Raw genomic sequence first — 25,901 nt, forward strand, 5'->3', positions numbered from 1 at the left:
GTTTTTAGATAGCGGGCGGATGCCCAAAAGTAAGAAAAACAAAGACAGAAGTCAATTTAAAGACCTTTTTCACGCATCAAATTTATCCAATAATTTAATTAAGGTTGCAAAATCTTTTGGGTAAGGGGCATCGATCACAATATCTTTATCGTCCAATCCTTTAAAAACCAAATGTCTGGCATGTAATGCGAAACGTTTCATAATCGGCTGCTCTTCTTCGCCTTTTGTTAATTTATAACCTCTTTTAATCGAAGAAAGAAAAACAGGTTTCCCTTTATACATCTCATCACCTACAATGGCCGCTCTTTGTGTAGCCAGGTGAATACGGATTTGGTGCATACGCCCTGTAATGGGCTTACATTCTACCAAAGTATAGTGTTTGTAGTATTTTAGTGAATCGAAAATGGTTTCAGCTCTTTTACCTTCCACCCTATCAATGGTTACATTTTTATTGCCGTCGTTCAGGATCGGAAGATCAACCATCAACTGATCAAAAATAACGTGTCCATCTACCACTGCATGATAGGTTTTATTTACCTTTCTTCTTTCAAATTGCATGGAAGCATGGCGATAGCCTTCTGGATTTTTAGCAATAATTAATGCACCAGAAGTTTCTTTATCCAATCGGTGACAAACCTGTGCATCATCGCTATATTGTTTGGCTAAACGCAACACATTGGTCTCTCCCGAACCGCCGCGTTCATCAAGCGAGGCTAAAAACGGAGGTTTATTGATCACAATAAAATCGTTGTCTTCGAAAAGAATAAGGTCTTTAAAATTTGGAAACTTCAAACTATGCAGCAATTAATGAAGTGCAAAAGTACGATTTTATTTTTTCTAAGATGGTAGTCGCCCTCAATTTATTTCAGGGTCTAATTTAACAGGACGCAAAATGCAATGTTCATTTCCAACAAAAAAGCCGCTCTGACGCAAGGTCAGAACGGGTTGTATTTTTTAGCTTAAATTATTTAGGCTAACTCAAATTTATAGCCCACTCCCTTTACGGTTGAAACATAATTTTCGCCTAACTTTTCCCTCAACTTGCGGATATGCACATCAATGGTTCTATTGGTTACGACAACAGAATCCTCCCAGATATTTTTTAGGATCGATTCTCGGGTATACACTTTTCCCGGTTTTGATGCCAGTAAATATAAAAGTTCGAACTCTTTTTTAGCCAATACCACTTTGTTGCCAGCTTGAAAAACCAGATAAGCTTCTCGATCGATTACCAGATCGCCAATTTCCAATTTGTTTTCAGATACTTCTTCAGTGCCAGCATTCCGTCTTAAAATCGCGTTAATGCGGCTAACTAAAGCACGTGGCTTAATGGGTTTTGCAATATAATCATCAGCACCCACATTAAAACCCGCTATTTCAGAATATTCCTCACTTCTTGCGGTCAAGAAAACCATGAATGTATTTTTAAATTCCGGTATGGCACGCATTAAACGGCAAGCCTCAATTCCATCCATTTTAGGCATCATAATATCCAGAATAATCAAATCCGGATGTACCTTTTTTGCAACAGTAATTCCTTCCTGGCCATTGGTAGCTGTGAAAACCTGATAACCTTCTTTCTTTAGGTTGTACTCAATAAGCTCCAGAATATCTGGTTCATCATCAACAATTAATATTTTCTGACCTGCGTTGTTCATTAGTTAAATATTTGTTACGAAAGTAGTATCTGTGATGCAATATTTAGTTAAGTCTGGGTTAAGAAATTGTTAATTACTTAAATTAGTTTAACATGGAGTTGGTTTTAACGTAACGTTTTGGCTAAAAAAGCATCCAATTCATCGCCACGAAGGTTTTTGGCTACTATTTTTCCGGCAGGATCAACCAGGTATGAGGTTGGGATGGCCTGTACCTGATATTTTTTTACTGTTTCGCCATTAAAATCTTTTAATTCCGAAACATGTGTCCAGGTTAATCCGTCTGCCTTCACCGCACCTAACCAGGCAGCTTTATCGGTATCCAGTGAGATGCCAATAATATCAAAATTCTTATTTTTATATTTATTATACACCTTAACCACATTCGGGTTTTCCTGGCGGCAAGGCTGACACCATGATGCCCAAAAGTCGATCAATACGTACTTCCCTTTATAATCTGACAAACTTACGGCCTTATTATCTGCTGTGTTGATGGTAAATGCCGGAGCAACCTGTCCCACCTGAACGGCTTTTAAAAGCGCCATCTGTTTTACAAAAGCATCTACCGTAGCATTACCTTTGATTTCTTCTTTAACCTCATCGGCAAATTGGACCAATTCAGCTTCAAATTCCTGCGGGCTTAAAGTATTCATGGCATAAAAACTGGCCAGTGTACCTTTGTTATCTTTCGCAAATTTTATAATCTGTGCATTTAATTGATTAATGTACGATTCGTATTGAGGTTTCATCGATTCTAACACCGCTGCTCTATTTTGAGGTTGTGTTGCCACTTTTGCTTCAAAATCTGCCTGCAACTTTTCCACCTGTTTAGCAAAATTATTTCTGATGGCATTTAGTTCTGATAATTTTTCCACCTCATTCGCTCCTGAAATTTTATAGGCCATGTTTTTATCGGCCAAATCAGCTTCCAATTTAATTTCATCGCCATTTTTTGCAATCAACATAAACTCATGATTACCTACTGATACCCTGAAAAAATCAACCGACGGCGTTTTGCGAATGAATTTAAATTCACCTTTCTCCGATAAATTGGTTGAATCGATTGCAACCATATTACTATTCTGCATACCGTACAAAAACACTTTCTTTTCCGCCCCCGGATTTTGGAACTTACCGTCAATTGTAAAGCTATCCTTAGATTTGCATGCGGTGAAAGCAATTGCGATCAGCATGATCAGGCTCAGTTGTTTTATTCTCATTATTTCAGTTTTTCTAATATTAACTCATTTATTTTTTTAGCGTCTGCTTTTCCCTTGGCCAGTTTCATTACATCACCAACAAATAAACCTAAAACGCCCTTTTTTCCTTTCTTGTACGCTTCTACCTGTTGAGGATATTTATTTAACACTTCATCAATAAAACTACTTATTTCGTCTCCGTTTTCAGAAATCAGCAGATTTAATGATTGCGCCAGATCAATAACGTTAGCGTCATTTGTCGATTCAACAGCGGGTAGTAATTGCTGTATCGCTATTTGTTGTGTGATTTTCTTCTCATCAACGAGGTTAATCGCTTCTGCCAATTGTGAAGGTTTTACCTTGAAATCAGTTATTGTAATTCCTTTTTCATTTAAAACAGCTCTAATTGGGCCGATTAACCAGTTTATTAAACTTTTTTTGTTTTGAACAGCTGATTGAGCCTGGTTAAAGTAATTTAACAGATCTAAATCTTCAGCAAAAAGTGCTGCATCAGCTTTACTGATTCCGAAATCAGCAACCATCTGTTTAGAAATTTCATTTGGTAAAGGCGGCATCAAAGATTTAATTTCTGCCAACCAATCATCTGAAATGTAAATAGGTTGTAAATCAGGGTCAGAAAAATAACGGTAATCATTGGCTTCTTCTTTGGTACGCATTGGAGAAGTAGTCCCTTTATCGGCATCAAAATTCAAGGTGCTCTGGATAATTCTTCCTCCATTACTGATCACTTCTGCCTGACGGCCAAATTCAAAATCCATTGCCCTGCGCACATTGCGCATCGAGTTTAGGTTTTTGACTTCGCAGCGCGTTCCAAACCCGGTATCGCCTTGTGGACGTATAGAAATATTGGCATCACAGCGTAAACTACCTTCCTCCATATTCCCGTCACTTACATTTAAATGTCTTACCAGTTTTCTGATTTCACTTAGCAAAACTGAGGCTTCTTCTGAACTGCGGATATCCGGTTCAGTTACGATTTCAATTAGTGGCACACCTGCCCGGTTCAAATCAACCAAAGAATAGTTTTCATCCTGATCGTGAATACTTTTACCTGCATCCTCTTCTAAGTGGATACGGTTAATGCCGATCTTTTTGGTAGAACCATCAGCCAATTCAATTTCTAAAAAGCCATTTACACAGATGGGTTGATTATCCTGGGTAATCTGATATCCTTTAGGCAAATCGGCATAGAAATAGTTTTTCCGGTCGAAATGATTGATCTGGTTGATGGTACAATTTAGAGCTAAACCAATACGGATAGCTTTTGCCACTACTTCTTTATTTAACTTGGGCAAGGCCCCAGGCAATGCCAACGAAACCGTAGATATATTTTGGTTAGGCAAAGCCCCAAAAGATGCACTATCAGCAGAAAATATCTTGGTATTTGTATTTAACTGAACGTGGATCTCTAATCCAGAAACGAGTTCGAAAGCAGTTTGGCGGCTTATTTCTTGTAAAGGCATTTAAAGCTTCTTAATATTATAAGTTTATTAACCAAAGTTTATACAGTATATACAGTTTTATCTATGGTTAATATTGATGTGTCAAATATAGTTATTATTTAGTCTTTCGTTAAAAAAGGCTCGATGGAGAAATTTTTAAAAATTCCTGCCAGGGCAATCCGCCGCCACCAACCAAAAGCATTTTATTGGGTTGATACATTTTTCTGAAAGCATCCATGCCCGATGTACCACCAACCGAGCCCGTACTTTTAACTTCCAGGCCGATTGTTTTACCACGTTTCTCCAAAACAAAATCTACGTCATCATTTCTATGCCGCCAGTAAAAAACCTTATAACCTTCAACAAACGAAGAATTTAATAAATGCGCCCCGATTGATGATTCTACCATTCGCCCCCATTCTGCAGGTTGTTTTTTAACTTCCTCAAAAAGCTCATTTCGCTGTGCACTCACCAATGCATTGTTATGCACCTGAAATTTAGGACTTGATGAACGTTTGCGAATTACATCGGCCGCAAATTTTTCAATACCGCCCAATAAACCTGCTGTATCTAATAATTGCAGGTAGTGTGATAAGGTAGTGGTATTGCCTGCATCTGCGAGCTGCCCCAATATTTTAGTAAAAGATAATATCTCACCTGAATAAAGGCAACCCAATTCAAACAAACGTTTCATTAGCGCAGGTTTATCAACGCGCGTAAGCATTAGAATATCTTTAGAAATACTGGTTTCTATCAAAGCATTGGAAACATAATTTTTCCAGCGCATTTCATCTTTAATTAAACCTGCTGAGCCAGGATAACCTCCAAACCATACATATTCTTCGGCAGTAAAACCAAAAGCACTCTCCATTTCGGCAAAGCTCCAATGGCCTAAATAAGTTAATTCGAAGCGGCCGGCAAGCGACTCGGTAAGTCCCTGTTGAATGAGTAGCCTTGAGGATCCCAATAATATCACTTTCAGGTTTACATCATTCCGCATGTCTTCATCCCATAAGCGCTTTACAGTTTCACTCCAGTTATCAATTTTTTGAATTTCATCAATCACAAGAAGATACTCAGTTACCCCTGGTTCTTTTAACAATTCTCGGGTATTGAACCAGATCAGCTCCAACCAGGTCCTGTCCGAAGCAGCAACTGCATCTGCAGATTCAAATACATAAGGCGTATCAATTTCGTTAACCAATTGACTGATCAAAGTTGTTTTGCCAATTTGCCTGGGCCCTACAAGCACCTGAATAAACCTTTTTGGTTCATTCATTACCTTTATAAGGTTCTGTAAATGAGATCTTTGGAACATGTTAAACAATTTACTCAATAAATTGAGTAAAATTACTCAATATCCCTAGTAAATCAAAACCGTCAATATAACATTGCTAAATATATAGGTATAATAATCTTTTTAGTGATGATATAAATTAAAAATCAACGTACAATCAACTGAAAATTGGTGATTTAAAATAAATTATACAAGTTACTCAATATCATGAGTAAAATTACTCAACGCTCCATACAATTTGTTATCCTTTTTTAATTGTGGAATTTATTGAACATTTTGGGTATTCAAACGCATAGCATGTTAACCATAATTTATTAACATAGAAACACTTTAGTGCCTTTTTCATATATCTGTTACAATAGATGTTTTGGCACAGCGTTTGAAATATTTGAACTACACACAAATAAAATAGATTATTATGAAAAAGTTATTCATCATCTCCGCAATTTTAGGTATCGTGGCTTTGACAGCTAATCAATCTAACGCTCAAGTAAATATTAACGTTAATATTGGCCCTCAACCAACCTGGGTTCCTGTTGGTTACCAAAATGTTAGTTATTATTATCTTCCGGAAGTCCATTCTTATTATTATGTCCCTCAAAGGCAGTTTGTTTATTTAAATGGGAACCGGTGGATAAGGTCAAGGCATTTACCTGCCAGATATAGAGGCTATGATCTGCATCATAGCCGGAAAATTGTGATGCATGGAAACAATCCCTACCGTCATTACCACACGCACAGGGTAACTTATGTTAGCAGAAACAATTATTACCGTTCATCTTATGGTGGTGGAGTAGAAAGGATCAGACATCACGCACCAAAGCATCATTTTAAACCGCATCACATTGATCAAAGGCATCACGACAGGAGAATAAATTCAGCTTTATTCTCAAGAGGACATCGAGAAAAACATGGTCATGGCAGACATTAATAAAAAAAGAGGCTAAACGCCTCTTTTTTTTATTAAACTAATTCAGCTTCAAATTATTTCGAAGCTTAGCTTTATTATTGATGTGGTATAAAACCTTCTGCTTTCTCCAAAACAACCTTTAAACCTGCCGGATTTTTACCTCCTGCTGTGGCGTAAAACGGCTGTCCACCACCACCACCTTGAATTTCTTTACCTAGTTCGCGAACGATATTTGAAGCATTTAATCCTTTTTTCACCAGCTGATCAGACAGCATTACTGTTATTCCGGGTTTACCATCAATTTCTGTTGTGAAAACCAGGAATAGGTTATCAACCATATCTTTTAAAGAAAAAGCCAGGTTTTTAACGGCTTCTGCATTCTGCAGGTCGATGTGTTTGGCAATCAGATTGATACCATTGATTCCTCTTACATGATGTACAATATCATGTTTTAAAGTATTCACACGTTCTATTGTCGATTTTTCAATTTCCTTTTTGAGTTTTGCATTTTCTTCCAACAAAGCCTGAACAGCTGCAGATAGATCTTTGCTCCCATTTAACAACGCTTTTAAATGCCCCAATTCTTTTCTTTGGTCCAGAAAATATTGTTCAGCTTTATCGGCAGTGATGGCTTCAATACGACGAACGCCAGCTGCAACGGCACTTTCTGAAACAATTTTAAAAGAACCGATCTGTCCGGTAGCTTTTACGTGTGTACCCCCGCAAAGTTCTTTGGAGAAATGATCGTCGAAAGTGATCATACGGACAAAATCACCATATTTCTCGCCAAACAAAGCTGTTACGCCGCTTTCAATAGCATCCTGATAAGGAACGTTACGCTGCTCCTTTAATTTAATGTTCTGTCTGATTTTCTGGTTCACGATAACCTCGATCTGTGCCAGTTCTTCTTCAGTTACCTTGGCGAAGTGAGAAAAATCAAAACGGAGATAATCTGCATTCACCAACGAACCTTTCTGGTTAACATGTTTGCCCAAAACCTGTTTTAGAGCGGCATGCAGCAAATGCGTGGCTGAATGGTTATCTTCAGTTAAGATACGTTTATCCTCATCTACAACCGCCCAGAATTTGCCTTCCAGATTATCGGGCAATATATCCGTGAAATGAACGGTTAGCCCGTTTTCTTTTTTGGTATCGGTAATGTCTACCCAAAACTGACGGCTATGGTCTTCTAAACGCCCGGTATCCCCTACCTGACCACCACTTTCTGCATAAAAAGGTGTTTGGCGCAACACCATCTGATATTGCTCTTTACCCTTAGCCTTTATTTTGCGGTATTTTAAAATTTCGGTTTCAATTTCCAGCTCGTCATAACCTACAAACTCACTTTGATCATCTGCATTTACGATAATCCAGTCACCTGTATCAATCGCTGTTGCGGCGCGGCTATCATCTTTTTGTTTCTTCAAGGCCTGCTCATAACCAGCCAGATCAACATTCCACCCTTTTTCTCTAGCCATCAATTCCGTTAAATCAATCGGAAAACCAAATGTATCCGATAATTCGAATGCAAAAGTTCCCTCTACAACATCATTAGTAGCTTGGTATTTTTCGAAACGCTGAATTCCGGTAGATAAAGTTCTTAAAAAAGAAACTTCTTCTTCCAGCACTACTTTTTGTACGAAGTCCTGTTGCGAAATCAATTCATCGAACACGCCTTTAAACTGATCGGCCAGTAACGGTACCAACTGATTTAAAAATGGTTCCTTGAAGTTTAAGAAAGTATAAGCATAACGTACAGCCCGGCGTAAAATCCTGCGGATGACATAACCGGCTTTATTATTGGAAGGAAGTTGCCCGTCGGCGATTACAAAGGAAATGGCACGGATATGATCGGCCATCACACGCATAGCGATATCAGTTTTCTCTTCGGCACCATATTTAATGCCCGATTTTTCGGCAATAAACTGAATCATCGGTTGGAAAACATCGGTATCGTAGTTGGAGGTTTTTTCCTGTAAAACACGTACCAAACGCTCAAATCCCATTCCGGTATCAACATGTTTGGCTGGCAAGCTTTGCAGTGAACCATTTTTTAAACGGTTAAACTGCATAAATACATTATTCCAGATTTCGATTACCTGAGGATGATCTGCATTCACAAGCGTAGCACCATCAACCAAAGCCCTTTCTTCATCCGTACGGCAATCTACATGGATTTCGGAACATGGTCCGCATGGTCCTGTATCGCCCATCTCCCAAAAATTATCCTTTTTGTTTCCAGGTAAAATATTGCTTTCGTCCACATATTGTTTCCACAGATCGAAGGCTTCCTGGTCTTTCTCCAGCCCTTCTTTTTCATCGCCTTCGAAATAAGTAACATATAATTTATCCTTAGGGATTTTATAAATCTCCGTTAACAATTCCCAACTCCAGGCAATCGCCTCCTTTTTGAAATACCCGCCTGCCGGACGGTCAGGATCGCCAAAGCTCCAGTTGCCCAACATTTCGAACATGGTATGGTGATAGGTATCAATACCAACTTCTTCCAGATCGTTATGTTTACCCGAAACCCGTAAACAGCGCTGCGTATCTGCAACACGAGAATATTTTATAGCGGCTTCCCCTAAAAACAGATCTTTAAATTGGTTCATACCGGCGTTGGTAAACATTAAAGTAGGGTCGTTTTTAACCACAATTGGTGCCGAAGGAACAACATGATGTTGTTTCGATTCAAAAAAACTAAGGAATGCCTGTCTAATCTCTTTTGCTGTCATTTCAATATTATTGGAGGGAACAAAATTAAAATTTTATTGCGTTAATAAGGAAAAATCAAGCTACATTTGAATACTTTAATTAATTGACATAAAACACTCATAATCAACCCTAAAATATGCCTTACAAAGAAAGAGACATTAATAAAATGTATTATACCATGGGCGAGGTGACTGAAATGTTTAATGTCAACGCGTCGCAGATCCGCTTTTACGAGAAGGAATTCGACATCCTCCAGCCCAAAAAAAATAAAAAAGGCAACCGTCTCTTTACACCGGAAGACATTGAAAATCTAAAAATTATTTTTAATCTGGTTGATGAAAAAGGTTTTACCTTAAAAGGTGCTAAAGAATATCTGAGAAACAATAAAACGGGTGTAAAAGAGAATCAAAAAATTATTGATTCATTGGAAAAACTTAAAGGATTCTTAGTAAACCTTGCACAAGAACTCTAATTAACCAGTTCCCCCAGCCTGTATTTCTTTCCACATTGATCTGCGTAATTTAAAAGTACATTTTTGTAGTTTTTAAATATTTTACTATATTAGAATCACCAACAAAAAATCACCCTAATTTTTATTAACCAGCTTAAATACCTGCTTATGAAAATTTGGTGTATATTGTTGACGGCTCCTTTTCCCTATTATTTATTCTCCAAAAACCAATTGGTTCCCGGTATATCTATGTTATCCCGTAACCGGTTACTTCAAGCAAATTTCTTAACAAACATATTATTATTCAACCGTGGCGCGGTAATCCGGCGGTTTGTTGATCTGTATCATAAATTCCTGAATGGAGGTAGGCATGCATTAAAGACTTTAACCATTGCATTTGTGATGATTGGATTTATGGCAAACGCCCAAACCAATACACAGGAAACAAATATTCGTGATATTTTGGAAAGTATGGCAGAAAACCTGCCCGATGATTATGACATGACCGAGTTGATTGATGTATTGGAAAGATATCGTAAACACCCAATCAACCTCAATCGAACTTCAGTAGAAGAACTAAATACCTTGGTATTCCTATCTCCCCTACAGATTGCTAATTTCTTTAACCATGTGAAGAAAAATGGTCCACTTGCAGATGTGCTGGAATTACAGAGCATCCCTGGATTTGACATTAAAACGATTCAAAACCTGCTCCCATTTGTTACCTTAACCAATACCCCTGAATATCAGCAGCTCAATTTTAACAATATCATACATGCTGGTGAAAATGATCTGATGATGCGTTTAGCGCAAACCTTGCAAAAACAAAAAGGCTATACCGATTTACCTGGGAACAGGTACTTAGGTTCGCCAGAAAGATTTCAGATGCGATATCGGTATCATTATAGCTCAATTCTATCGGCAGCCATCACTTTAGATAAAGATGCCGGAGAAAAATTTATTGGTAAACCTTTCGATTTTTATTCAGGAAATATTGCGCTATTTAAACTGGGTAGGTTAAAAAAATTGGTAGTTGGCGATTATACACAACAATTTGGCCAGGGACTAACTTTATGGTCGGGTTTTGCTTTTGGCAAAGGACCTGATGTGACCAGTGTAGCTAAAAAAGATTTGGGTTTAAGACCTTACAACTCTACCAACGAATATTCCTTTTTCAGAGGCGCGGCTGCAACCCTTAACTTATTTAAAAAAGTAGATATAACGCCATTTGTCTCTTTCCGCAAACTGGATGCAAGTCAGAAATTAGACGCGGATGGAAATTTAGTTCAGTCTACGATCAATCAAACTGGCTTGCACAGAACGCCTACAGAGCTTAAAAATAAAGGTGCTTTGGCACAAACTGTGTTTGGTACTACCATTCAATACACTAATAACGATGTTGCCATTGGTGCAATTGCCACTCATACCCATTTTAAGAATCGTTTTATCACACAAACCGCAGCTTACGACCGGTATAGTTTCACAGGTAAATCATTAACTAATTTGGGTTTATTTTATAACTATACCTATAAAAATATGTACCTCTATGGAGAGGGTGCAAAAGGTTTAGGTGGCGGCTTTGCCTATATTAACGGGGTATTAGTGAGTCTGTCGTCAGCAGTTTCTGCAGCTTTAACCTATCGCAATTATGCCAGAGATTACCATAGTTTCTTTAATCAGGCAGTATCCGAATCGAGCGAGGCGGTAAATGAAAGGGGGTTGTATGCAGGATTAAATATTAACCCGAATAAACATTGGGCATTCTCTTTTTATGGTGATTTATTTCGGTTTCCCTGGTTAAAATACCGTGTAGATGAGCCTTCAAAAGGTTATGAAGTTTTAACGCAAGCCATTTATATGCCCAGCAAAAACTTTAAAATTTTACTCCGCTACAAGTCAGAAAAGAAGCAACAGAACACCGACCTGAATGTAACCAAAAAGTTTTTAGAAGACGTAAAAAGAGATGGATACCGTACGGAAACAACCTGGCAACTGAATAGGAACTGGCAATTTCAAAACCGCCTGGAGATTTCACAATATAAAAAAGGAAGTGCCAAAAGGGAGTTTGGATATCTCATTTATCAGGATATAGACTATTCGCCAATGTTTGCCAGGCTAAGTGGAAATGTACGATTTGCATATTTCAATACGCCGAGCTACAACAGTAGAATTTACGCATATGAAGATGACGTTTTGTATAGTTTTGCATTTGGAATGTATAATGGAAAAGGTTTCAGAACTTACCTCAACATGAGATACAATATCATTAAAAAGCTCAGTGTGTGGTTTCGATATGCGATGTTTATTTATCAGGATGTGAAAACGGTAGGCACCTATCTGGACGAAATTAAGGGTAATAAGAAATCGGAAGTCAAAATTCAGGTACGCTATCAATTTTAATCCATGTTTAAAACCGAATATATTTTTGTCAGGATCCTATTTCCTTTTATTCTGGGCATTTGTATTTTTTATTATATTCCGGCATTAGCATACATTAAATGCTTAACCATCGCTTTAGCTATTATTTTACTGAGCATTTTATTTTTAAATTTCAGCTATAAAAGATTAAACATATATCGGTATAAAGGTGCTGTTGGCTTTATCATTTACCTGCTTTTTTTCAATCTTGGTAGTTTATTTTGCCTGCTCAACAACGAAAGTTTAAATCAAAGTTACTTTGCAAAAACCAAATGTGATTACTTTAAAGTTTGGGTAAATAGTGAACCTCAGCAAAATCAAAACATCGTGCGCTTTAAAGCGGACGTAATTGCCGGATATCAAAAAGATAAGCACATGAGTTTATCGGGCCAGATGCTGCTTAATGTAAAGTTGGATAGTCTAAAACCTATCAGGATAAAGTATGGAGATGAAATGCTGATCTTGGTTAAATACAACGAAATAGAACCTCCATATAATCCTGCAGAATTTAACTTTAAGGCTTGGCTGGCTAATCAGAATATCTATCATCAGGCATTTATCGATCAGGATCATATTATTGGCACCAAAAACAATGTTGGTAATCGAATGGTAAAGATGGCCTTAAGCATCAGAGAAAGTCAGGTATCAAGATATCGAAATTTGATTAAAAGTGACGAGGCTTTTGCTGTGGCCTCTACCCTTATTTTGGGATACCGGGCAGATTTAAGTAAGGAAACCTTATCAGCCTACTCCAGAACGGGAACCATTCATGCTTTATCGGTATCCGGGGCGCATGTTGCGATTATCTATGTGGTTTTAGATTTTATGTTTTTCTTTTTAAATAAGAAACGGGCATTAAGAATGATAAAATTAATGCTCATCTGCACATTGATCTGGGGATATGCCTTGCTGACCGGACTATCGCCCTCTGTAGTCCGTTCGGCCATTATGATCAGTATTTTAATAACAGCTAAAGTTTTATCGAAGAAAACCAACAGTTATAATGTATTGGCATTTTCGGCATTTTGTCAACTCATTTACAACCCATTTTCAATCTGGGATGTTGGCTTTCAACTTTCCTATCTTGCCGTATTTGGATTAATTTATCTTCAGCCAAAAATATACAAGCTTCTTTACACTGAACGTGTTTGGTTGGATAAATTATGGCGTTTCACCTCCATGTCTTTAGCGGCACAAATTGTCACGTTTCCGTTAAGTATTTATTATTTTCATCAATTTCCCCTTTACTTTTTATTTGCTAATCTTTTCATTACCATCCCATTAATATTAATGATGTATTTAGGGATTGGCGTATTAATTCCGCCATTAGGGTTTCTGGCGCCGGTTTTTGAATGGATCATCAATTTTACGAATGCTGTACTAAATTGGATTGCAAATTTACCATATGCCAGCTTTTCATCAATATGGATTAATCTGCCCGAATTTATATTATTGAGCCTCTCGCTGGGTATGTTTATCTATGCATTTACAAAACTTAACAAACAACTTTTGTTTTTTTCTTTATTTTTATTTGTCTGTTATCAACTTTTAATTGTAAGCGACGACCTGAAGGTTTTCAATCAGCGGAAAATCATTTTCTTTTCCCTGAAGAAAAATTATGCAATTGCATTTATCAATGGAAAAGAAGCTGTTTTGGTTTCGGATTTAAATAGTGAAGATAAAAACTATAACTTTTCGGTTGAGCCTGCGCTAACAGAACTGCAAGTAGATAAGATACATTTTATGAGTTTAAAGAAAGACACTGTCTTAGGGCAATTCGTATCAATAAACAACCAAATTGTCTTTTTTCAATATAAGATGCTCTTGATTGATGGAGATTTGAATGATAAAGAGATCAATGGAAGCGCTAACTTTTCCAGCATCTGGATAAGCGGAAACACGAAATTTAATTTAGCCAAAATACACCCAGGTATAAAATATAAAACGGCGGTGATAGATGCTACTAACAAAGATTATAAAATCCGGATCTTAAAAAGAGAAATCGAGAATAATAATCTGGATGTACATATTTTAAAGAAAAATAAAGCATATTTGGTGCAATTAAGCCAATAACATGGAAAATCTGGTTTTATATCAGGTTGCTGAAAGAATAGCAACAATAACAATCAACAGGCCTGAAAAGAGAAATGCACTGAACCCTCAACTGGTTGCGGAATTAACCGCGGCATTTATAAAGGCATCAGAAGATGACCTGGTAAAAGTGGTCATATTAAATGCAAATGGTGACGCGTTTAGTGCGGGTGCAGATTTAGCCTATCTTCAGCAATTACAGCACAATACATTTGAAGAAAATGTAGCTGATTCCAATCATCTGAAAAAACTGTTTACAACTATTTATTACCTTCCAAAGGTAGTGATTGCCCAGGTAGAGGGGCATGCTATTGCCGGTGGCTGTGGTTTGGCAACCATATGTGATATTATTTTTGCTACTCCTGAAAGTAATTTTGGCTATACCGAAGTAAAAATTGGCTTTGTACCTGCCATAGTTTCCTGTTTTTTAAAACAGAAGGTAAGCGAATCCGTTGCCAAGGAAATTTTATTGACCGGAAAAACTTTCTCTGCCGAGCAGGCATTAAAATATAATTTGATAAATTTTGTAACAAATTCATTCGAAATCCATCAAAAAACAAGAGAATTTGCATTAAGTTTGTGTACGGAGAGTTCGGGCAATTCATTAATGATTACCAAACAGCTGATTACCCAAACTGTTAATCTGAATTTAGAAAAGAGTTTGGAAACTGCCGTACAGATTAATGCAAGGGTAAGAGAAAGTGAGGATTTTAAAAAAGGAATTTCTTCATTTCTAAAAAAAGAAAAAATTAATTGGTAAATAACTTAACAACAATAAAAACATGTTCAAATCAATCAAAACTAGCATCGTAGCTTTAATCTTAGTGAGTACAGCTATAATTGCCCATGCACAAAAGAAAGTTGCCGAAGGTACTTTGGTATTTGCAGTAACGGCGAATGGCACAACCACTGACGTTAAAACTAAATTTAATGGCAGCTTAACCAAAATAGAAGTTGAAAATGGCCCTGCCCTGGTGAATATCATTTCGAATACCGCAGATAAAACCGGATTATTATTGATTGATGTTCCGGTAGCTCAAAAACAGTTTGCAGTAAAGGTAAGCAAAGCAGAAACCGAAGCGCAGGAAGCCTTAATGCCGAAATATTCTGATTATAAAGCAACTGGCGAAAAACAGACCATAGCTGGATTTAATGCAGAAAAATATACCTACAAAGATGACAAAGGCGGATCGCACGAATTGTGGGCCACAAAAGATGTTGATATTGCTGCAGTTACAAATGGTGGTTTCTTTAAAGGCCTGGGCGCACTTCCTGTAAAATATTCGGCAGTTATTAATGGCGTAAATTCAGACCTGGTTTTAAAATCTCTTTCTGAAGCCAAAGTAGGCGTTATCAATACTGAAGTTCCTGCCGGTTACGAAGTAGTAACGATGGAAGATTTGAAAGCCATGCAAGGTGGTGGTGAATAATTAGCCAATTCAAGGTAATTTATAGCTTTTTAACCGCAGGCTTTTTATTTAAATTAGCCCGAAAGTTAAAAAGCTTTTTTTATGTCCAAAAATTATATATGATTAAAAGATTATTATTCAGATTATCAATTGCTTGTATAGCATTTTGTTCTCTAATTGATGCAAAAGCTCAAAATATCAATTGGGCAAAAGACGGTAATTCGTACTATCAGATTGCAAATGGAGAAATTATTTCAGTTGCCCTCCCTAAAAACGATAGAAAAACAATTATATCCAGGGCGCTGTTAACACCTGCCGGACAAGCCAATGCCATTGCTGTAAGGAGTTTTCAACTGTCTGATGATGGTACAAAAGCACTGATTTATACCAACAGTAAAAAAGTTTGGCGTTACGATACCCGTGGTGATTATTGGCTGGCTGATTTAACCGCTAACAAGATTACCCAGATCGGAAAAGATAAACCGGCCTCATCATTAATGTTTGCCAAATTATCGCCTGATGGCAGTAAAGTTGCTTATGTGAGCAAACACAATTTATACGTAGAAAATATTGATGGCACTGAAGCCAAGGCCTTAACTACGGATGGTACAGAACGAATGATTAACGGTACTTTCGATTGGGTTTATGAGGAAGAATTTGATTGCCGGGATGGATTTAGATGGAGCCCGGATGGTAAATCTATTGCTTATTGGCAATTGGATGCAACGAAGATCAAAAATTTCCTGATGATCAATAATACCGATTCTATTTATCCATTTACCATTCCTATAGAATATCCAAAGGTGGGTCAAAACCCTTCTGCATGCAAAGTTGGCGTGGTTGACATTACAACAGCCAAAACAAACTGGCTAGATGTCCCGGGAGATAATATTCAGCATTATATCCCACGTATGCAGTGGGTACCTAACAGTAATAATATTATTTTACAGCAACTGAACCGTGAGCAGAATGAGAGCATCGTATTTATCTGTAATGCAGCTACAGGATCGGCCAAAGCTGTTTATACCGAAAAAGCCAAAGCCTGGATTGATGCACAGGATGAATGGAAATGGTTAAATGACAATAAAGAGTTTACAATTGTATCGGATAAAGATGGCTGGAACCACCTGTACAGGATTAGTTTGGATGGGAAGAAAGAAACATTGGTTACAAAAGGCAATTTTGATGTGATTGATGTAAAATTGATTGATGTAAAAAATAACCTGGTTTATTTTATGGCCTCACCAACAAATGCAACTCAGAAGTATCTTTTTAAAACCAAATTAGATGGTAAAGGTAAACTGGAGCAGGTTACGCCATCTGTTCTGCCGGGCACACACAATTACGATATTTCACCTAATGCTGCTTTTGCACGCCATTCGTACAACAGCTCGGTTGTTAGGTATATTACAGAGTGGATGAATTTTACTACCGGGAATCCATTTACCATGGATGGAAGCATCACAACGCAACTGGCTAAACAACCGGCAAAGAAAAACAAAGTTGAGTTTTTTAAAGTAACTACCGAAGATGGGATTGAAATGGATGGTTGGATGAAAAAGCCTGATAATTTTAATCCGGATAAGAAGTATCCTGTTTTATTTTATGTTTATGGCGAGCCTGCAGGTGCAACGGCATTAGATGTTGACGGCGCAGGCACAAATCATTTATATGATGGCGATATGGCCAAAGATGGCTATATCTATATTTCAATGGATAATAGAGGCGCTCCGGTTCCGAAAGGACGTACCTGGCGTAAAAGCATTTATAAAAATATTGGGGTAATCAATGTACGCGATCAAGCGATGGCCGCTAAAAAATTATTGGCCACCCATGCTTATATGGATAAAGACCGTGTGGCTGTTTGGGGCTGGAGCGGAGGCGGTTCTTCTACATTAAACCTGATGTTCCAATATCCTGAAATTTATAAAACAGGTATTGCTATTGCAGCGGTTGGTAATCAGCTCACTTATGATAATGTTTATCAGGAACGATATATGGGTACACCTTTTCCAAGCAAGGAGGCCTATATTAAAGGTTCGCCGGTTACGCACGCTAAAAATTTAAAAGGTAATCTGTTATATATCCATGGCACAGGTGACGATAATGTGCATTACCAAAATGCCGAAATGCTGATTAATGAATTAGTTAAAAACGGAAAGGTTTTTCAATTGATGAGTTATCCAAACCGTACCCACAGTATTTCCGAAGGTGAAGGAACCAGTAAACATTTATCTTTAACTTATACTAAGTTTTTAAAAGAAAATTGTCCTCCGGGAGCAAGATAACCAGATTTCAAAGCAGCTTTAGGGCTGCTTTTTTTATGTAATAAACCTTTGAATTAGCATAGCGGTTACAATGGCTATACCAAAGCTCAACAAAGTTCCAATCAGTACATATTCGGTTAATTTAAGATCGTGTTTTTCTTTTAGATCTCCGAACCGGAATATGGATTTCGCTGCAAGTAAAAAACCAATAGCCTCAAAATGATTGGTAAGAATAAACAGAAAAATCAATGTCCTTTCCAATATCCCGATGTATTTACCTGCATTCTCTAATGATTTTGGGCTGTCTGGCTGATTATCCGGGATCCATTTGGCAATAATTACTTTCATGATAATCGATGTAGGTAGGCTTAAAAACAAAGCACCTGAAATGAATATCCAAGTATGCTGATCATTAAAAAAACCAATGTTCAAACTTCCTTTGTAGAAAAGATGCCATACCGCCACAATTGAGGTAAAATGTAAAACCTGATCAACAAAAAAAAGTATCCGTGCATTTTTATGGGTTTGGAAGATGGATTTTAATGCATCAATAATCAAATGGATTACCCCTATTGTCAATGCCGTTTTCCAAACATCAAAACTCAAAAAAACAACAAATATCAAAGCTACATGTATCATTACATGTAAATAGAGCCTGCTTGATTTTAATTTTCTTCTTTCCTTGTCTTTTACCCAGGCATTTGGCTGCAAAAAGAAATCTCCGATCAAATGGGCAAGAATAAGTTTGATTAAATAGATATCCATTATTTTAAAATCATTTGTTTCAGTTTTTTACGGTAAATTCTGTCCATTTCCATAATTTCGGTGTAATGCGCACGTTTTAACGCTTCACTTACAGACGATTGTGTCCGGCCTGAGATGGCTGCCAGTTCACTCTGTAATAAGTCGTTATGCTCCAATGCCAGTTTTACCATTTCGGCGGCCACAATGCCCCAACTATCCATCGCAATCAGCGATAACTTTATTAAAACGTTTATTTCTTCATCAAAATCGGCAAAATCTGTTTTAACCGCTAAATTAACTTTGGCCTGCTTTAAACTGTCAAAAGCTGCTCCTGAATGCACGAAAGCATCTCCATTGGATTCTGAAAGTTTTTTACGTTTATTTTTTAGTGTTCCGATTCCGATTCCCATTCTTACATCTGCGGGCTTATTTACCTTAATGCAGGCTTTTAAATAGGCTGCAGTTCTGATGGCGTTTTCTGGTTCTACCTCCAGCTGAAAGCTATCTCCGCGATAAATTTCCCACTTACTACTATGATCAGAAACTACTTTTAAGGCCGCTTTTAGGTCTAATAACCAGCTATCTTTAATCTTTCTGGAGCCTATAATATCACCTGTTATAATACAAATCATCTTACAATATCGAATTTATTATTTACATTTTAAAATAATATCGGCTAATTAGCCGATATTTCTATTTATCGGGTATTTAGCCGATATTTTAAATTATCGGGTATTTAGCCGATAATCATCTAAAACTAATCATTAATTTTATTGTTTAGTAGCTATGGCATTAATAGAATTTACCAAAAGAGGAATCTACTGTAAGCAGGGCGATTTTTATGTAGACCCCTGGTGGCCTGTAGATTATGCTGTAACCACACACGGACACAGTGATCATGTGCGTTTTGGAAATAAATATTACCTCTGCCATACCTTAACCAAACCTATCATCAAACGCAGGATCAGTGAAGATTTAAATGTAGAAACACTGGAGTATGGAGAAAGCATTACCCGTAATGGGGTCAACATTTCTTTTTTTCCTGCCGGACACATTATTGGCTCTGCACAGGTACGTTTGGAATATAAAGGCGAAATTTGCGTGATCTCTGGCGATTATAAAATTGAAGATGATGACATTACTACACCTTTCGAACCTGTAAGATGTCATTCTTTTGTTTCTGAAAGCACTTTTGGCCTACCGGTTTACAAATGGCAGAAACAGGACATCGTTTTCAACGGAATTCGGAACTGGGTAAATGATAACATTAACCAACAGAAAACAAGCGTATTAATTGCTTATAGTTTGGGCAAAGCGCAACGTTTGATTAAAAACCTGGCTGGCGACACCCCTATTTACGTACATAACAGCATTGCCAACCTTAATGAGGTGATTACAGAGGCTGGCGTACACCTTCCGAAAACCATTAGAATTACACCTGAAACCACAAAAGATGAGTTACAGAAAGGAATTGTAATTGTACCACCAGCTATGCGGGATAGCCGATGGATCAAAAATTTATCACACCGTGTTACCGGCATATGCTCTGGCTGGATGCAGGTACGGGCGCACCGCCGCTGGCAAAGTGCAGATGCCGGTTTTGCACTGAGTGACCATGCAGACTGGCCAGGTTTAATGGAAGCCATTACCGCAACGGGTGCCGAAAAAGTATATGTTACCCATGGTTTTACAGCTGCTTTTAGCCGCTTTCTAAATGATGAGGGAATAGAGGCTGCAGAAGTTTTAACGAAGTTTGGCCAGGAAGATGACGAAGAAAACAAAGTTGATTTAGCCGAGCAGAACGAAAATAAATAGTCATGAAACGTTTTGCAAAACTAATCCAACAGCTCGAACTGAGCAATAAAACCAACGATAAAATCGCGGCCCTGGTTGATTATTTTAACTATGCTGATGATAAAGATAAAGTATGGGTGATTGCTTTATTTACAGGTAAAAAACCTAAAAGACCAATTAAATCAGCCTTATTAAAATATTGGGCCATAGACATTACCCAAACACCAGAATGGTTATTTGCCGAAAGTTATGCCAATGTTGGCGATCTAAGTGAAACCATTGCTTTGTTATTGCCCCCTGCCGAAAATACATCAGATTTTCAATTGCATAAATGGATTGAAGATTTACACGATTTAGAAGGTAAGGCTGACGAAACCAAAAAAGATTTCATTTTAAGTGCCTGGAATAAACTCGAAACGCAGGAACGTTTTATTTTTAATAAACTGATTTCGGGCAATTTCAGGATCGGTGTTTCCAATAAAATGCTGGTGAATGCCTTGGCCAAACAAAGCAGCCTGGATAGCGCCCAGATTATGCACAGTATTATGGGGAAATGGAACCCCTATGAAATTACCTTTCATGAATTGATCAATGGTATCCATGTAAATACCGATAATTCCTGGCCTTATCCCTTTTGCCTGGCTTATGCCTTAGAGCAGGAACCCGAAAAGCTGGGAGATATTTCCGAATGGCAGGCCGAATGGAAATGGGATGGCATCCGCGGGCAGATTGTAAAGCGCAATGGAGAACTTTTTATCTGGAGTCGAGGTGAAGAACTGGTTACCGAACAGTTTCCCGAATTACATTTCATGATTGATGTTTTGCCTGATGGTGTGGTTTTAGATGGTGAAATACTGGCAGTGCAAGACAAACAGGTTCTGTCATTCAGCACATTGCAGCAACGTTTGAACCGCAAAACGATTAGCAAAAAACAACTGGATGATGCACCGATAGGATTTTTTGTTTATGATATTTTAGAATACGAGGCCAGTGATTTCAGGGAAGAACCCTTAAGTGTAAGGCGTAACACACTGGAACAGTTGATTGGTGGTTTAGATGAAAGTCCGGTGATCATATCTCCTGTAATCAACTGCAGATCGTGGGAGGAGCTGGCAGATTTAAGACAAACTTCGCGTTCGATTAACAGTGAAGGCATTATGCTTAAAAAATTAAGCTCTCACTATCATAGCGGAAGAAAGCGTGGCGATTGGTGGAAGTGGAAAATTAATCCGTATACGGTTGATGCGGTAATGATCTACGCGCAAAAAGGAAGTGGCAGAAGGGCTAATTTCTTTACCGATTATACCTTTGCCGTTCGAGATGGCGAAAATTTAGTAACCATTGCCAAAGCCTATTCAGGCTTGACTGATAAAGAAATTAAAGAAGTAAATGCCTTTGTAAACCGCAATGCAATTGAAAAATTCGGTCCGGTACGTACCGTAAAACCCGAGCTGGTGTTTGAAATTGCTTTTGAAGGAATTGCGGAAAGCAAACGGCATAAAGCAGGTTTAGCTTTACGCTTTCCGCGTATATTGCGCTGGCGGAAAGATAAAAAAGCAGATGAGATTAATACTTTGGAAGATTTGAGGCAGCTATTACAATCTACCTTATAGTGCCATGATCTGTGTTCCCACAGACCGAAGCAAAGATTTAATTTGAACGAATTGACCAACGTTTTTAAACCCGACAGAAGCGGCACCCTTTTTTGTGAGATATCATTCACATTACAACAAAAAATCACAAAAAAAGGTAAAGCGTATGGCGGGGCTGCTGTAACCGAAGCATTACTGTAATTGCTTTTCAAAAAAACGATAAACATATTGATCTAAAATATAATAAGGAAAAACAAAAAGAATGGACCAAACCAAAACCAAAGGTTATAAAAAGATAAAAGCCTGGTTAAAGGCCAATAAACGCAGGCCTTTTCAATTTCAGGAAGACGCCTGGCAATATTATCTTAATGGCTATAGTGGTTTGGTAAATGCGCCTACCGGTTTCGGAAAAACATTTTCGCTTTTTTTGGCTGTAGTAATTGAAGCTTTAAATGCATCAGCAACCAATAATAAAAAAGCTAAAGATCGTTTACAATTGATCTGGATTACTCCCCTCCGTTCGTTGGCTAAAGATATTGCCAGGGCGATGCGGGAAACCTTGCTGGAACTGGAATTGGATTGGCATGTGGGTGTGCGCAACGGCGATACCTCGCAGGCAGAAAAAGTACAGCAGAAAAAGTCGATGCCCGAAATCCTATTGATTACGCCAGAAAGCCTGCATCTGTTGCTGGCACAAAAAGGTTCTTCAACCCTGTTCCGCAATCTTAAATGTATCGTGGCAGATGAATGGCACGAACTTTTAGGTAGCAAACGGGGTGTGTTAGTTGAGTTAGCCGTTTCCCGCATTAAAGGTTTGCAAAAACTCGAAAAAAATCAGTTTTTGAGAATCTGGGGGATTTCTGCAACCATTGGGAATATTGAAGAAGCTTTAGATGTATTGACGCCAGATTCGGAAACCAAAAAAATTATTGTTAAGGCCGATCTGGAAAAGAAAATCCAGATCAAATCCATCTTACCTGATGATATTGATACATTGCCATGGGCGGGGCATTTGGGTTTAAAGCTGGCCTATAAGCTTTTACCCATTATAGAAAAAAGCAAAACGACCTTAATTTTCATCAATACCCGCGGACAATCAGAAATGTGGTACCAGCATTTACTGAACATTGAACCCGAACTTGCCGGACGCATTGCCATACATCATGGATCAATAGATTTCGAACTCCGCAACTGGATTGAGGATGCCCTGCATACCGGACAGCTTAAAGCCGTTATTGCTACTTCATCGTTAGATCTGGGCGTAGATTTCAAACCCGTTGATACAGTAGTCCAGGTGGGATCGCCAAAAGGTGTTGCCAGGTTTTTGCAAAGAGCGGGGCGATCTGGCCACTCCCCACACGAAATTTCCAAGATATATTTTTTACCAACTCACGCTTTAGAACTGGTTGAGGCAGCAGCGATTAAAGAAGCAGCCAAAACAAACAACATCGAAAGCCGTGAGCCTTTTATTATGGTATTTGATACTTTGATCCAGTATTTGGTTACCTTGGCCATAGGCGATGGATTTGATGATAAAATCATTTACGAAGAGATTAAAAATACCCATGCCTTTAAACTTATCCTACCCGAAGAATGGACCTGGGTGATGCAGTTTATCACCTCAGGAGGAGATAGTTTGAGCGCCTATACCGAATTTAAAAAGGTAACAAAGGATGAAGATGGGCTTTGGAAGGTGAAGAGCAGGCAATTGGCCATGCGGCACAGGTTACATATCGGAACCATTGTAAGTGACGCGATGTTGAAAGTAAAATTCATTTCTGGTGGTTACATTGGCATGGTAGAAGAATACTTTGTTACCCGCCTGAAGGCTGGAGATAATTTTCGACTGGCCGGAAGGGTTTTGGAGTTTGTACAGGTGAAAGATATGACGGTTGTAGTGCGGGTGAGTAAACAGAAAAATGCCATCTCTCCAAGCTGGAATGGTGGCCGCCTCCCCCTATCATCCAATTTAGGATCGGTTTTAAGAAAAAAATATAATGAAGCCCTGGATAAAACCCACCAGGATGAAGAATTAGACTCTGTCTATCCGTTGTTCTTATTACAAGAAAAACGTTCTCATGTACCCCAAAACGATGAATTACTGATAGAACTCATCAATAATAAGGAAGGTTTTCACCTCTTTGCCTACCCTTTTGAAGGCCGTTTGGTACATGAGGTGTTAGCGGCGCTGGTGGCTTATCGTTTAAGTAAACTGCTGCCCATCAGTTTTTCAATTGCCATGAATGATTATGGTTTTGAGCTTTTAAGTGAAACGGAAATCCCTATGGATGAATCGATTGCCTATGAGGTCTTTTCGCCTAAAAATTTAACTGAAGATATTACGCAGAGTATCAATTCAACCGAAATGGCAAGAAGGAAGTTTAGGGACATTGCCTGCATCTCCGGACTCGTTTTTCAGGGCTATCCGGGTAAATATGTGGCCAATAAACATCTCCAGTCATCTGCTGGTCTGTTTTTTAATGTTTTTAGCGATTATGACAAACATAATTTACTTTTGCGACAGGCATACGATGAGGTTTTTTATCAACAACTGGAAGAGCCCAGATTGGCAGCCGCTTTGGAAAGAATTCAGGATGGAGCGATTATCATCACCAATCCAAAAAGTTTCACGCCACTGTCTTTTCCAATTAAAGTGGACAGTTTACGTGAAAATATGAGTTCGGAAGAGTTAGAACAGCGGATTGTCAGAATGAAAGCCGAAGCAGAAAGAATTAAATAGATCCATCTTCTTTGACTGTCGGAATTTAAGATTCTTCGACAAGCTAAGAATGACAATAGCATAAAATAAATGACCATTACAAGCCAGGGTGAAGAACTGATTTTAGATAAAGAAAGGGCTTTGTTTTTACCCAAACATCAACTCTTAGCGATAAGCGATTTGCATTTGGGTAAATCTGCACATTTTCGAAAGGCGGGTTTGCAGGTTCCGTCAACCATCGCCCAGACAGATTTACAGCGTTTAGATTTATTAATCCGGCAATATCGGCCCAATACATTATTAATTAACGGTGATATGTTTCACCACGGCTTAAATACAGATATTGATACGTTTTCCGAATGGAGAAAGCAATACCAGGAACTTAATTTTCTATTGGTGAAAGGGAACCACGACAGGCTCACGAATGCCAATTATGCAGCAATGAGTATTGAGATATATGAACCTAGTTTTTGCCTGGGTCCATTTTGCTTTATTCATGACGCCCCAAAATGTACCGAAGATGAATTATATCCCATCAGCGGGCACATTCATCCCGGTGTTACCATTGTTGGAAAAGCGAAGCAAAGATTAAAGTTTCCTTGTTTTTATTTTGGACAGGAATATGCTGTTTTACCTGCTTTTAGCTTGTTTACAGGGCTTTACAACATCTACCCTAAAACAAGTGAGCGTGTATTTGCAGTGACGCCCAAAAGTGTCCTGGAAGTTTAAGCATGGGCATCAATTACCTGTTTCAATTGCGAAGCCTGCAAAACGCCACTTTGCCTCCATACCTGCTTTCCTTTTTTGAACAGAACTAAGGTAGGAACGCTTTGAACATTGAACGAGGAAGCCGCTGGTTGATTTTTGTCGATATCGACCTTAATTATCGATACCGAATCACCTACCTGTGATTTTAATTGTTCCAATATCGGTTTCATCATCTTGCACGGACCACACCATTCAGCAAAAAAATCAACCAGCACTGGTTTATCCCCATTAATTAAATCTGAAAATTTAGCCATGATATTTGTCTTTATTTAAAAACAAGGAGAAGCTGGATTGGTTTTAAATGAAAGAAGTCAAGTTTAATAGCTTATGTACCAGGGAAACCCGACTTCTCTTCTGTTTAAAAGACTTAATATCTCAAAACCCGAAAATATGCAATAATATGATGTAT

At 38.1% G+C, this 25,901-nt stretch carries 20 protein-coding genes; 11 read left to right on the top strand and 9 right to left on the bottom strand.

Annotated elements, in window-relative coordinates; genetic code table 11:
• Nucleotides 1-69: 69 nt before the first annotated feature.
• The 5 genes from ACK1I8_RS09150 to ACK1I8_RS09170 form a co-directional block, all read right to left on the bottom strand.
• Nucleotides 70-792, bottom strand: a complete 723-nt coding sequence (locus tag ACK1I8_RS09150) for an RluA family pseudouridine synthase (RefSeq protein ID WP_412469025.1) — start codon at nucleotides 790-792, stop codon at nucleotides 70-72.
• Nucleotides 793-968: 176 nt separating this feature from the next.
• The gene (locus ACK1I8_RS09155; protein ID WP_412469026.1) at nucleotides 969-1,658 is read right to left on the bottom strand and encodes a response regulator transcription factor; all 690 of its coding nucleotides are present in this window, start codon (nucleotides 1,656-1,658) and stop codon (nucleotides 969-971) included.
• A 104-nt stretch (nucleotides 1,659-1,762) separates the two neighbouring features.
• Nucleotides 1,763-2,875, bottom strand: coding sequence for a redoxin domain-containing protein (locus ACK1I8_RS09160; RefSeq protein WP_412469027.1), 1,113 nt, complete (start codon nucleotides 2,873-2,875; stop codon nucleotides 1,763-1,765).
• On the bottom strand, nucleotides 2,875-4,338 hold the full coding sequence (gene gatB, locus ACK1I8_RS09165; RefSeq protein ID WP_412469028.1) for an Asp-tRNA(Asn)/Glu-tRNA(Gln) amidotransferase subunit GatB: 1,464 nt from the start codon (nucleotides 4,336-4,338) through the stop codon (nucleotides 2,875-2,877). The genes ACK1I8_RS09160 and gatB overlap by 1 nt, the downstream gene beginning before the upstream one ends.
• A gap of 109 nt (nucleotides 4,339-4,447) precedes the next feature.
• On the bottom strand, nucleotides 4,448-5,596 hold the full coding sequence (locus tag ACK1I8_RS09170; protein ID WP_412469029.1) for an ATP-binding protein: 1,149 nt from the start codon (nucleotides 5,594-5,596) through the stop codon (nucleotides 4,448-4,450).
• Between the two features lie 436 nt (nucleotides 5,597-6,032).
• On the opposite strand from ACK1I8_RS09170, the gene ACK1I8_RS09175 reads away from it, so the two are divergent.
• Nucleotides 6,033-6,545 (top strand): hypothetical protein, encoded by a 513-nt coding sequence (locus ACK1I8_RS09175; protein ID WP_412469030.1) that lies wholly within the window; start codon nucleotides 6,033-6,035, stop codon nucleotides 6,543-6,545.
• Between the two features lie 74 nt (nucleotides 6,546-6,619).
• Here the strand turns inward: ACK1I8_RS09175 and alaS are convergent, their stop codons facing one another.
• The gene (alaS, locus tag ACK1I8_RS09180) at nucleotides 6,620-9,259 is read right to left on the bottom strand and encodes an alanine--tRNA ligase (RefSeq protein ID WP_412469031.1); all 2,640 of its coding nucleotides are present in this window, start codon (nucleotides 9,257-9,259) and stop codon (nucleotides 6,620-6,622) included.
• A 116-nt stretch (nucleotides 9,260-9,375) separates the two neighbouring features.
• Here alaS and ACK1I8_RS09185 point away from each other — a divergent pair, with 116 nt between their 5' ends.
• The 6 genes from ACK1I8_RS09185 to ACK1I8_RS09210 all read left to right on the top strand — a co-directional run bounded on the left by ACK1I8_RS09185 (nucleotide 9,376) and on the right by ACK1I8_RS09210 (nucleotide 17,896).
• Nucleotides 9,376-9,711, top strand: a complete 336-nt coding sequence (locus tag ACK1I8_RS09185) for a MerR family transcriptional regulator (protein ID WP_412469032.1) — start codon at nucleotides 9,376-9,378, stop codon at nucleotides 9,709-9,711.
• 147 nt (nucleotides 9,712-9,858) lie between these two features.
• Nucleotides 9,859-12,090 (top strand): helix-hairpin-helix domain-containing protein, encoded by a 2,232-nt coding sequence (locus ACK1I8_RS09190; protein ID WP_412469033.1) that lies wholly within the window; start codon nucleotides 9,859-9,861, stop codon nucleotides 12,088-12,090.
• Between the two features lie 3 nt (nucleotides 12,091-12,093).
• Entirely contained in the window at nucleotides 12,094-14,181 is a 2,088-nt protein-coding gene (locus ACK1I8_RS09195; protein WP_412469034.1) for a ComEC/Rec2 family competence protein, read from the top strand.
• A gap of 1 nt (nucleotide 14,182) precedes the next feature.
• The gene (locus ACK1I8_RS09200) at nucleotides 14,183-14,959 is read left to right on the top strand and encodes an enoyl-CoA hydratase/isomerase family protein (protein ID WP_412469035.1); all 777 of its coding nucleotides are present in this window, start codon (nucleotides 14,183-14,185) and stop codon (nucleotides 14,957-14,959) included.
• A gap of 22 nt (nucleotides 14,960-14,981) precedes the next feature.
• Nucleotides 14,982-15,629: a DUF4412 domain-containing protein gene (locus ACK1I8_RS09205; protein ID WP_412469036.1), complete on the top strand. Its 648-nt coding sequence runs from the start codon at nucleotides 14,982-14,984 to the stop codon at nucleotides 15,627-15,629.
• A 98-nt stretch (nucleotides 15,630-15,727) separates the two neighbouring features.
• A complete protein-coding gene (locus ACK1I8_RS09210; RefSeq protein ID WP_412469037.1) occupies nucleotides 15,728-17,896 on the top strand; it encodes a S9 family peptidase in 2,169 nt (722 codons plus the stop codon).
• Between the two features lie 33 nt (nucleotides 17,897-17,929).
• On the opposite strand, the gene ACK1I8_RS09215 is transcribed toward ACK1I8_RS09210, so the two are convergent.
• Together ACK1I8_RS09215 and ACK1I8_RS09220 are read right to left on the bottom strand one after the other, a co-directional pair.
• Nucleotides 17,930-18,640, bottom strand: a complete 711-nt coding sequence (locus ACK1I8_RS09215) for a DUF3307 domain-containing protein (RefSeq protein ID WP_412469038.1) — start codon at nucleotides 18,638-18,640, stop codon at nucleotides 17,930-17,932.
• A complete protein-coding gene (locus tag ACK1I8_RS09220) occupies nucleotides 18,640-19,251 on the bottom strand; it encodes a SatD family protein (protein ID WP_412469039.1) in 612 nt (203 codons plus the stop codon). Before ACK1I8_RS09220 ends, ACK1I8_RS09215 begins: the two co-directional genes overlap by 1 nt.
• 154 nt (nucleotides 19,252-19,405) lie before the next feature.
• On the opposite strand from ACK1I8_RS09220, the gene ACK1I8_RS09225 reads away from it, so the two are divergent.
• The 4 genes from ACK1I8_RS09225 to pdeM all read left to right on the top strand — a co-directional run bounded on the left by ACK1I8_RS09225 (nucleotide 19,406) and on the right by pdeM (nucleotide 25,453).
• A complete protein-coding gene (locus ACK1I8_RS09225; RefSeq protein WP_412469040.1) occupies nucleotides 19,406-20,434 on the top strand; it encodes a ligase-associated DNA damage response exonuclease in 1,029 nt (342 codons plus the stop codon).
• Between the two features lie 2 nt (nucleotides 20,435-20,436).
• A complete protein-coding gene (locus ACK1I8_RS09230) occupies nucleotides 20,437-22,026 on the top strand; it encodes an ATP-dependent DNA ligase (RefSeq protein WP_412469041.1) in 1,590 nt (529 codons plus the stop codon).
• Nucleotides 22,027-22,267: 241 nt separating this feature from the next.
• A complete protein-coding gene (locus tag ACK1I8_RS09235; RefSeq protein WP_412469042.1) occupies nucleotides 22,268-24,745 on the top strand; it encodes a ligase-associated DNA damage response DEXH box helicase in 2,478 nt (825 codons plus the stop codon).
• Between the two features lie 69 nt (nucleotides 24,746-24,814).
• Complete coding sequence (gene pdeM / locus ACK1I8_RS09240) at nucleotides 24,815-25,453, top strand: ligase-associated DNA damage response endonuclease PdeM (protein ID WP_412469043.1); 639 nt, start codon at nucleotides 24,815-24,817, stop codon at nucleotides 25,451-25,453.
• Here the strand turns inward: pdeM and trxA are convergent.
• Nucleotides 25,450-25,746 (bottom strand): thioredoxin, encoded by a 297-nt coding sequence (trxA, locus tag ACK1I8_RS09245; protein ID WP_412469044.1) that lies wholly within the window; start codon nucleotides 25,744-25,746, stop codon nucleotides 25,450-25,452. The genes pdeM and trxA overlap by 4 nt on opposite strands.
• Nucleotides 25,747-25,901: the final 155 nt, after the last annotated feature.

This window comes from Pedobacter sp. KLB.chiD (genome assembly GCF_047040275.1).
In the GTDB taxonomy this organism is placed as follows: Bacteria; Bacteroidota; Bacteroidia; order Sphingobacteriales; family Sphingobacteriaceae; genus Pedobacter.

Bases quoted from the DNA above. Each gene is read 5' to 3' on its own strand.
- ACK1I8_RS09185 (WP_412469032.1), top strand. From the start codon at position 9,376: ATGCCTTACAAAGAAAGAGACATTAATAAAATGTATTATACCATGGGC.
- pdeM (WP_412469043.1), top strand. From the start codon at position 24,815: ATGACCATTACAAGCCAGGGTGAAGAACTGATTTTAGATAAAGAAAGG.
- ACK1I8_RS09170 (WP_412469029.1), bottom strand. From the start codon at position 5,596: ATGAATGAACCAAAAAGGTTTATTCAGGTGCTTGTAGGGCCCAGGCAA.
- ACK1I8_RS09210 (WP_412469037.1), top strand. From the start codon at position 15,728: ATGATTAAAAGATTATTATTCAGATTATCAATTGCTTGTATAGCATTT.
- ACK1I8_RS09205 (WP_412469036.1), top strand. From the start codon at position 14,982: ATGTTCAAATCAATCAAAACTAGCATCGTAGCTTTAATCTTAGTGAGT.
- ACK1I8_RS09200 (WP_412469035.1), top strand. From the start codon at position 14,183: ATGGAAAATCTGGTTTTATATCAGGTTGCTGAAAGAATAGCAACAATA.
- ACK1I8_RS09220 (WP_412469039.1), bottom strand. From the start codon at position 19,251: ATGATTTGTATTATAACAGGTGATATTATAGGCTCCAGAAAGATTAAA.
- ACK1I8_RS09230 (WP_412469041.1), top strand. From the start codon at position 20,437: ATGAAACGTTTTGCAAAACTAATCCAACAGCTCGAACTGAGCAATAAA.
- trxA (WP_412469044.1), bottom strand. From the start codon at position 25,746: ATGGCTAAATTTTCAGATTTAATTAATGGGGATAAACCAGTGCTGGTT.
- ACK1I8_RS09175 (WP_412469030.1), top strand. From the start codon at position 6,033: ATGAAAAAGTTATTCATCATCTCCGCAATTTTAGGTATCGTGGCTTTG.
- ACK1I8_RS09195 (WP_412469034.1), top strand. From the start codon at position 12,094: ATGTTTAAAACCGAATATATTTTTGTCAGGATCCTATTTCCTTTTATT.
- ACK1I8_RS09225 (WP_412469040.1), top strand. From the start codon at position 19,406: ATGGCATTAATAGAATTTACCAAAAGAGGAATCTACTGTAAGCAGGGC.
- ACK1I8_RS09190 (WP_412469033.1), top strand. From the start codon at position 9,859: ATGAAAATTTGGTGTATATTGTTGACGGCTCCTTTTCCCTATTATTTA.
- alaS (WP_412469031.1), bottom strand. From the start codon at position 9,259: ATGACAGCAAAAGAGATTAGACAGGCATTCCTTAGTTTTTTTGAATCG.
- gatB (WP_412469028.1), bottom strand. From the start codon at position 4,338: ATGCCTTTACAAGAAATAAGCCGCCAAACTGCTTTCGAACTCGTTTCT.
- ACK1I8_RS09215 (WP_412469038.1), bottom strand. From the start codon at position 18,640: ATGGATATCTATTTAATCAAACTTATTCTTGCCCATTTGATCGGAGAT.
- ACK1I8_RS09160 (WP_412469027.1), bottom strand. From the start codon at position 2,875: ATGAGAATAAAACAACTGAGCCTGATCATGCTGATCGCAATTGCTTTC.
- ACK1I8_RS09235 (WP_412469042.1), top strand. From the start codon at position 22,268: ATGGACCAAACCAAAACCAAAGGTTATAAAAAGATAAAAGCCTGGTTA.
- ACK1I8_RS09155 (WP_412469026.1), bottom strand. From the start codon at position 1,658: ATGAACAACGCAGGTCAGAAAATATTAATTGTTGATGATGAACCAGAT.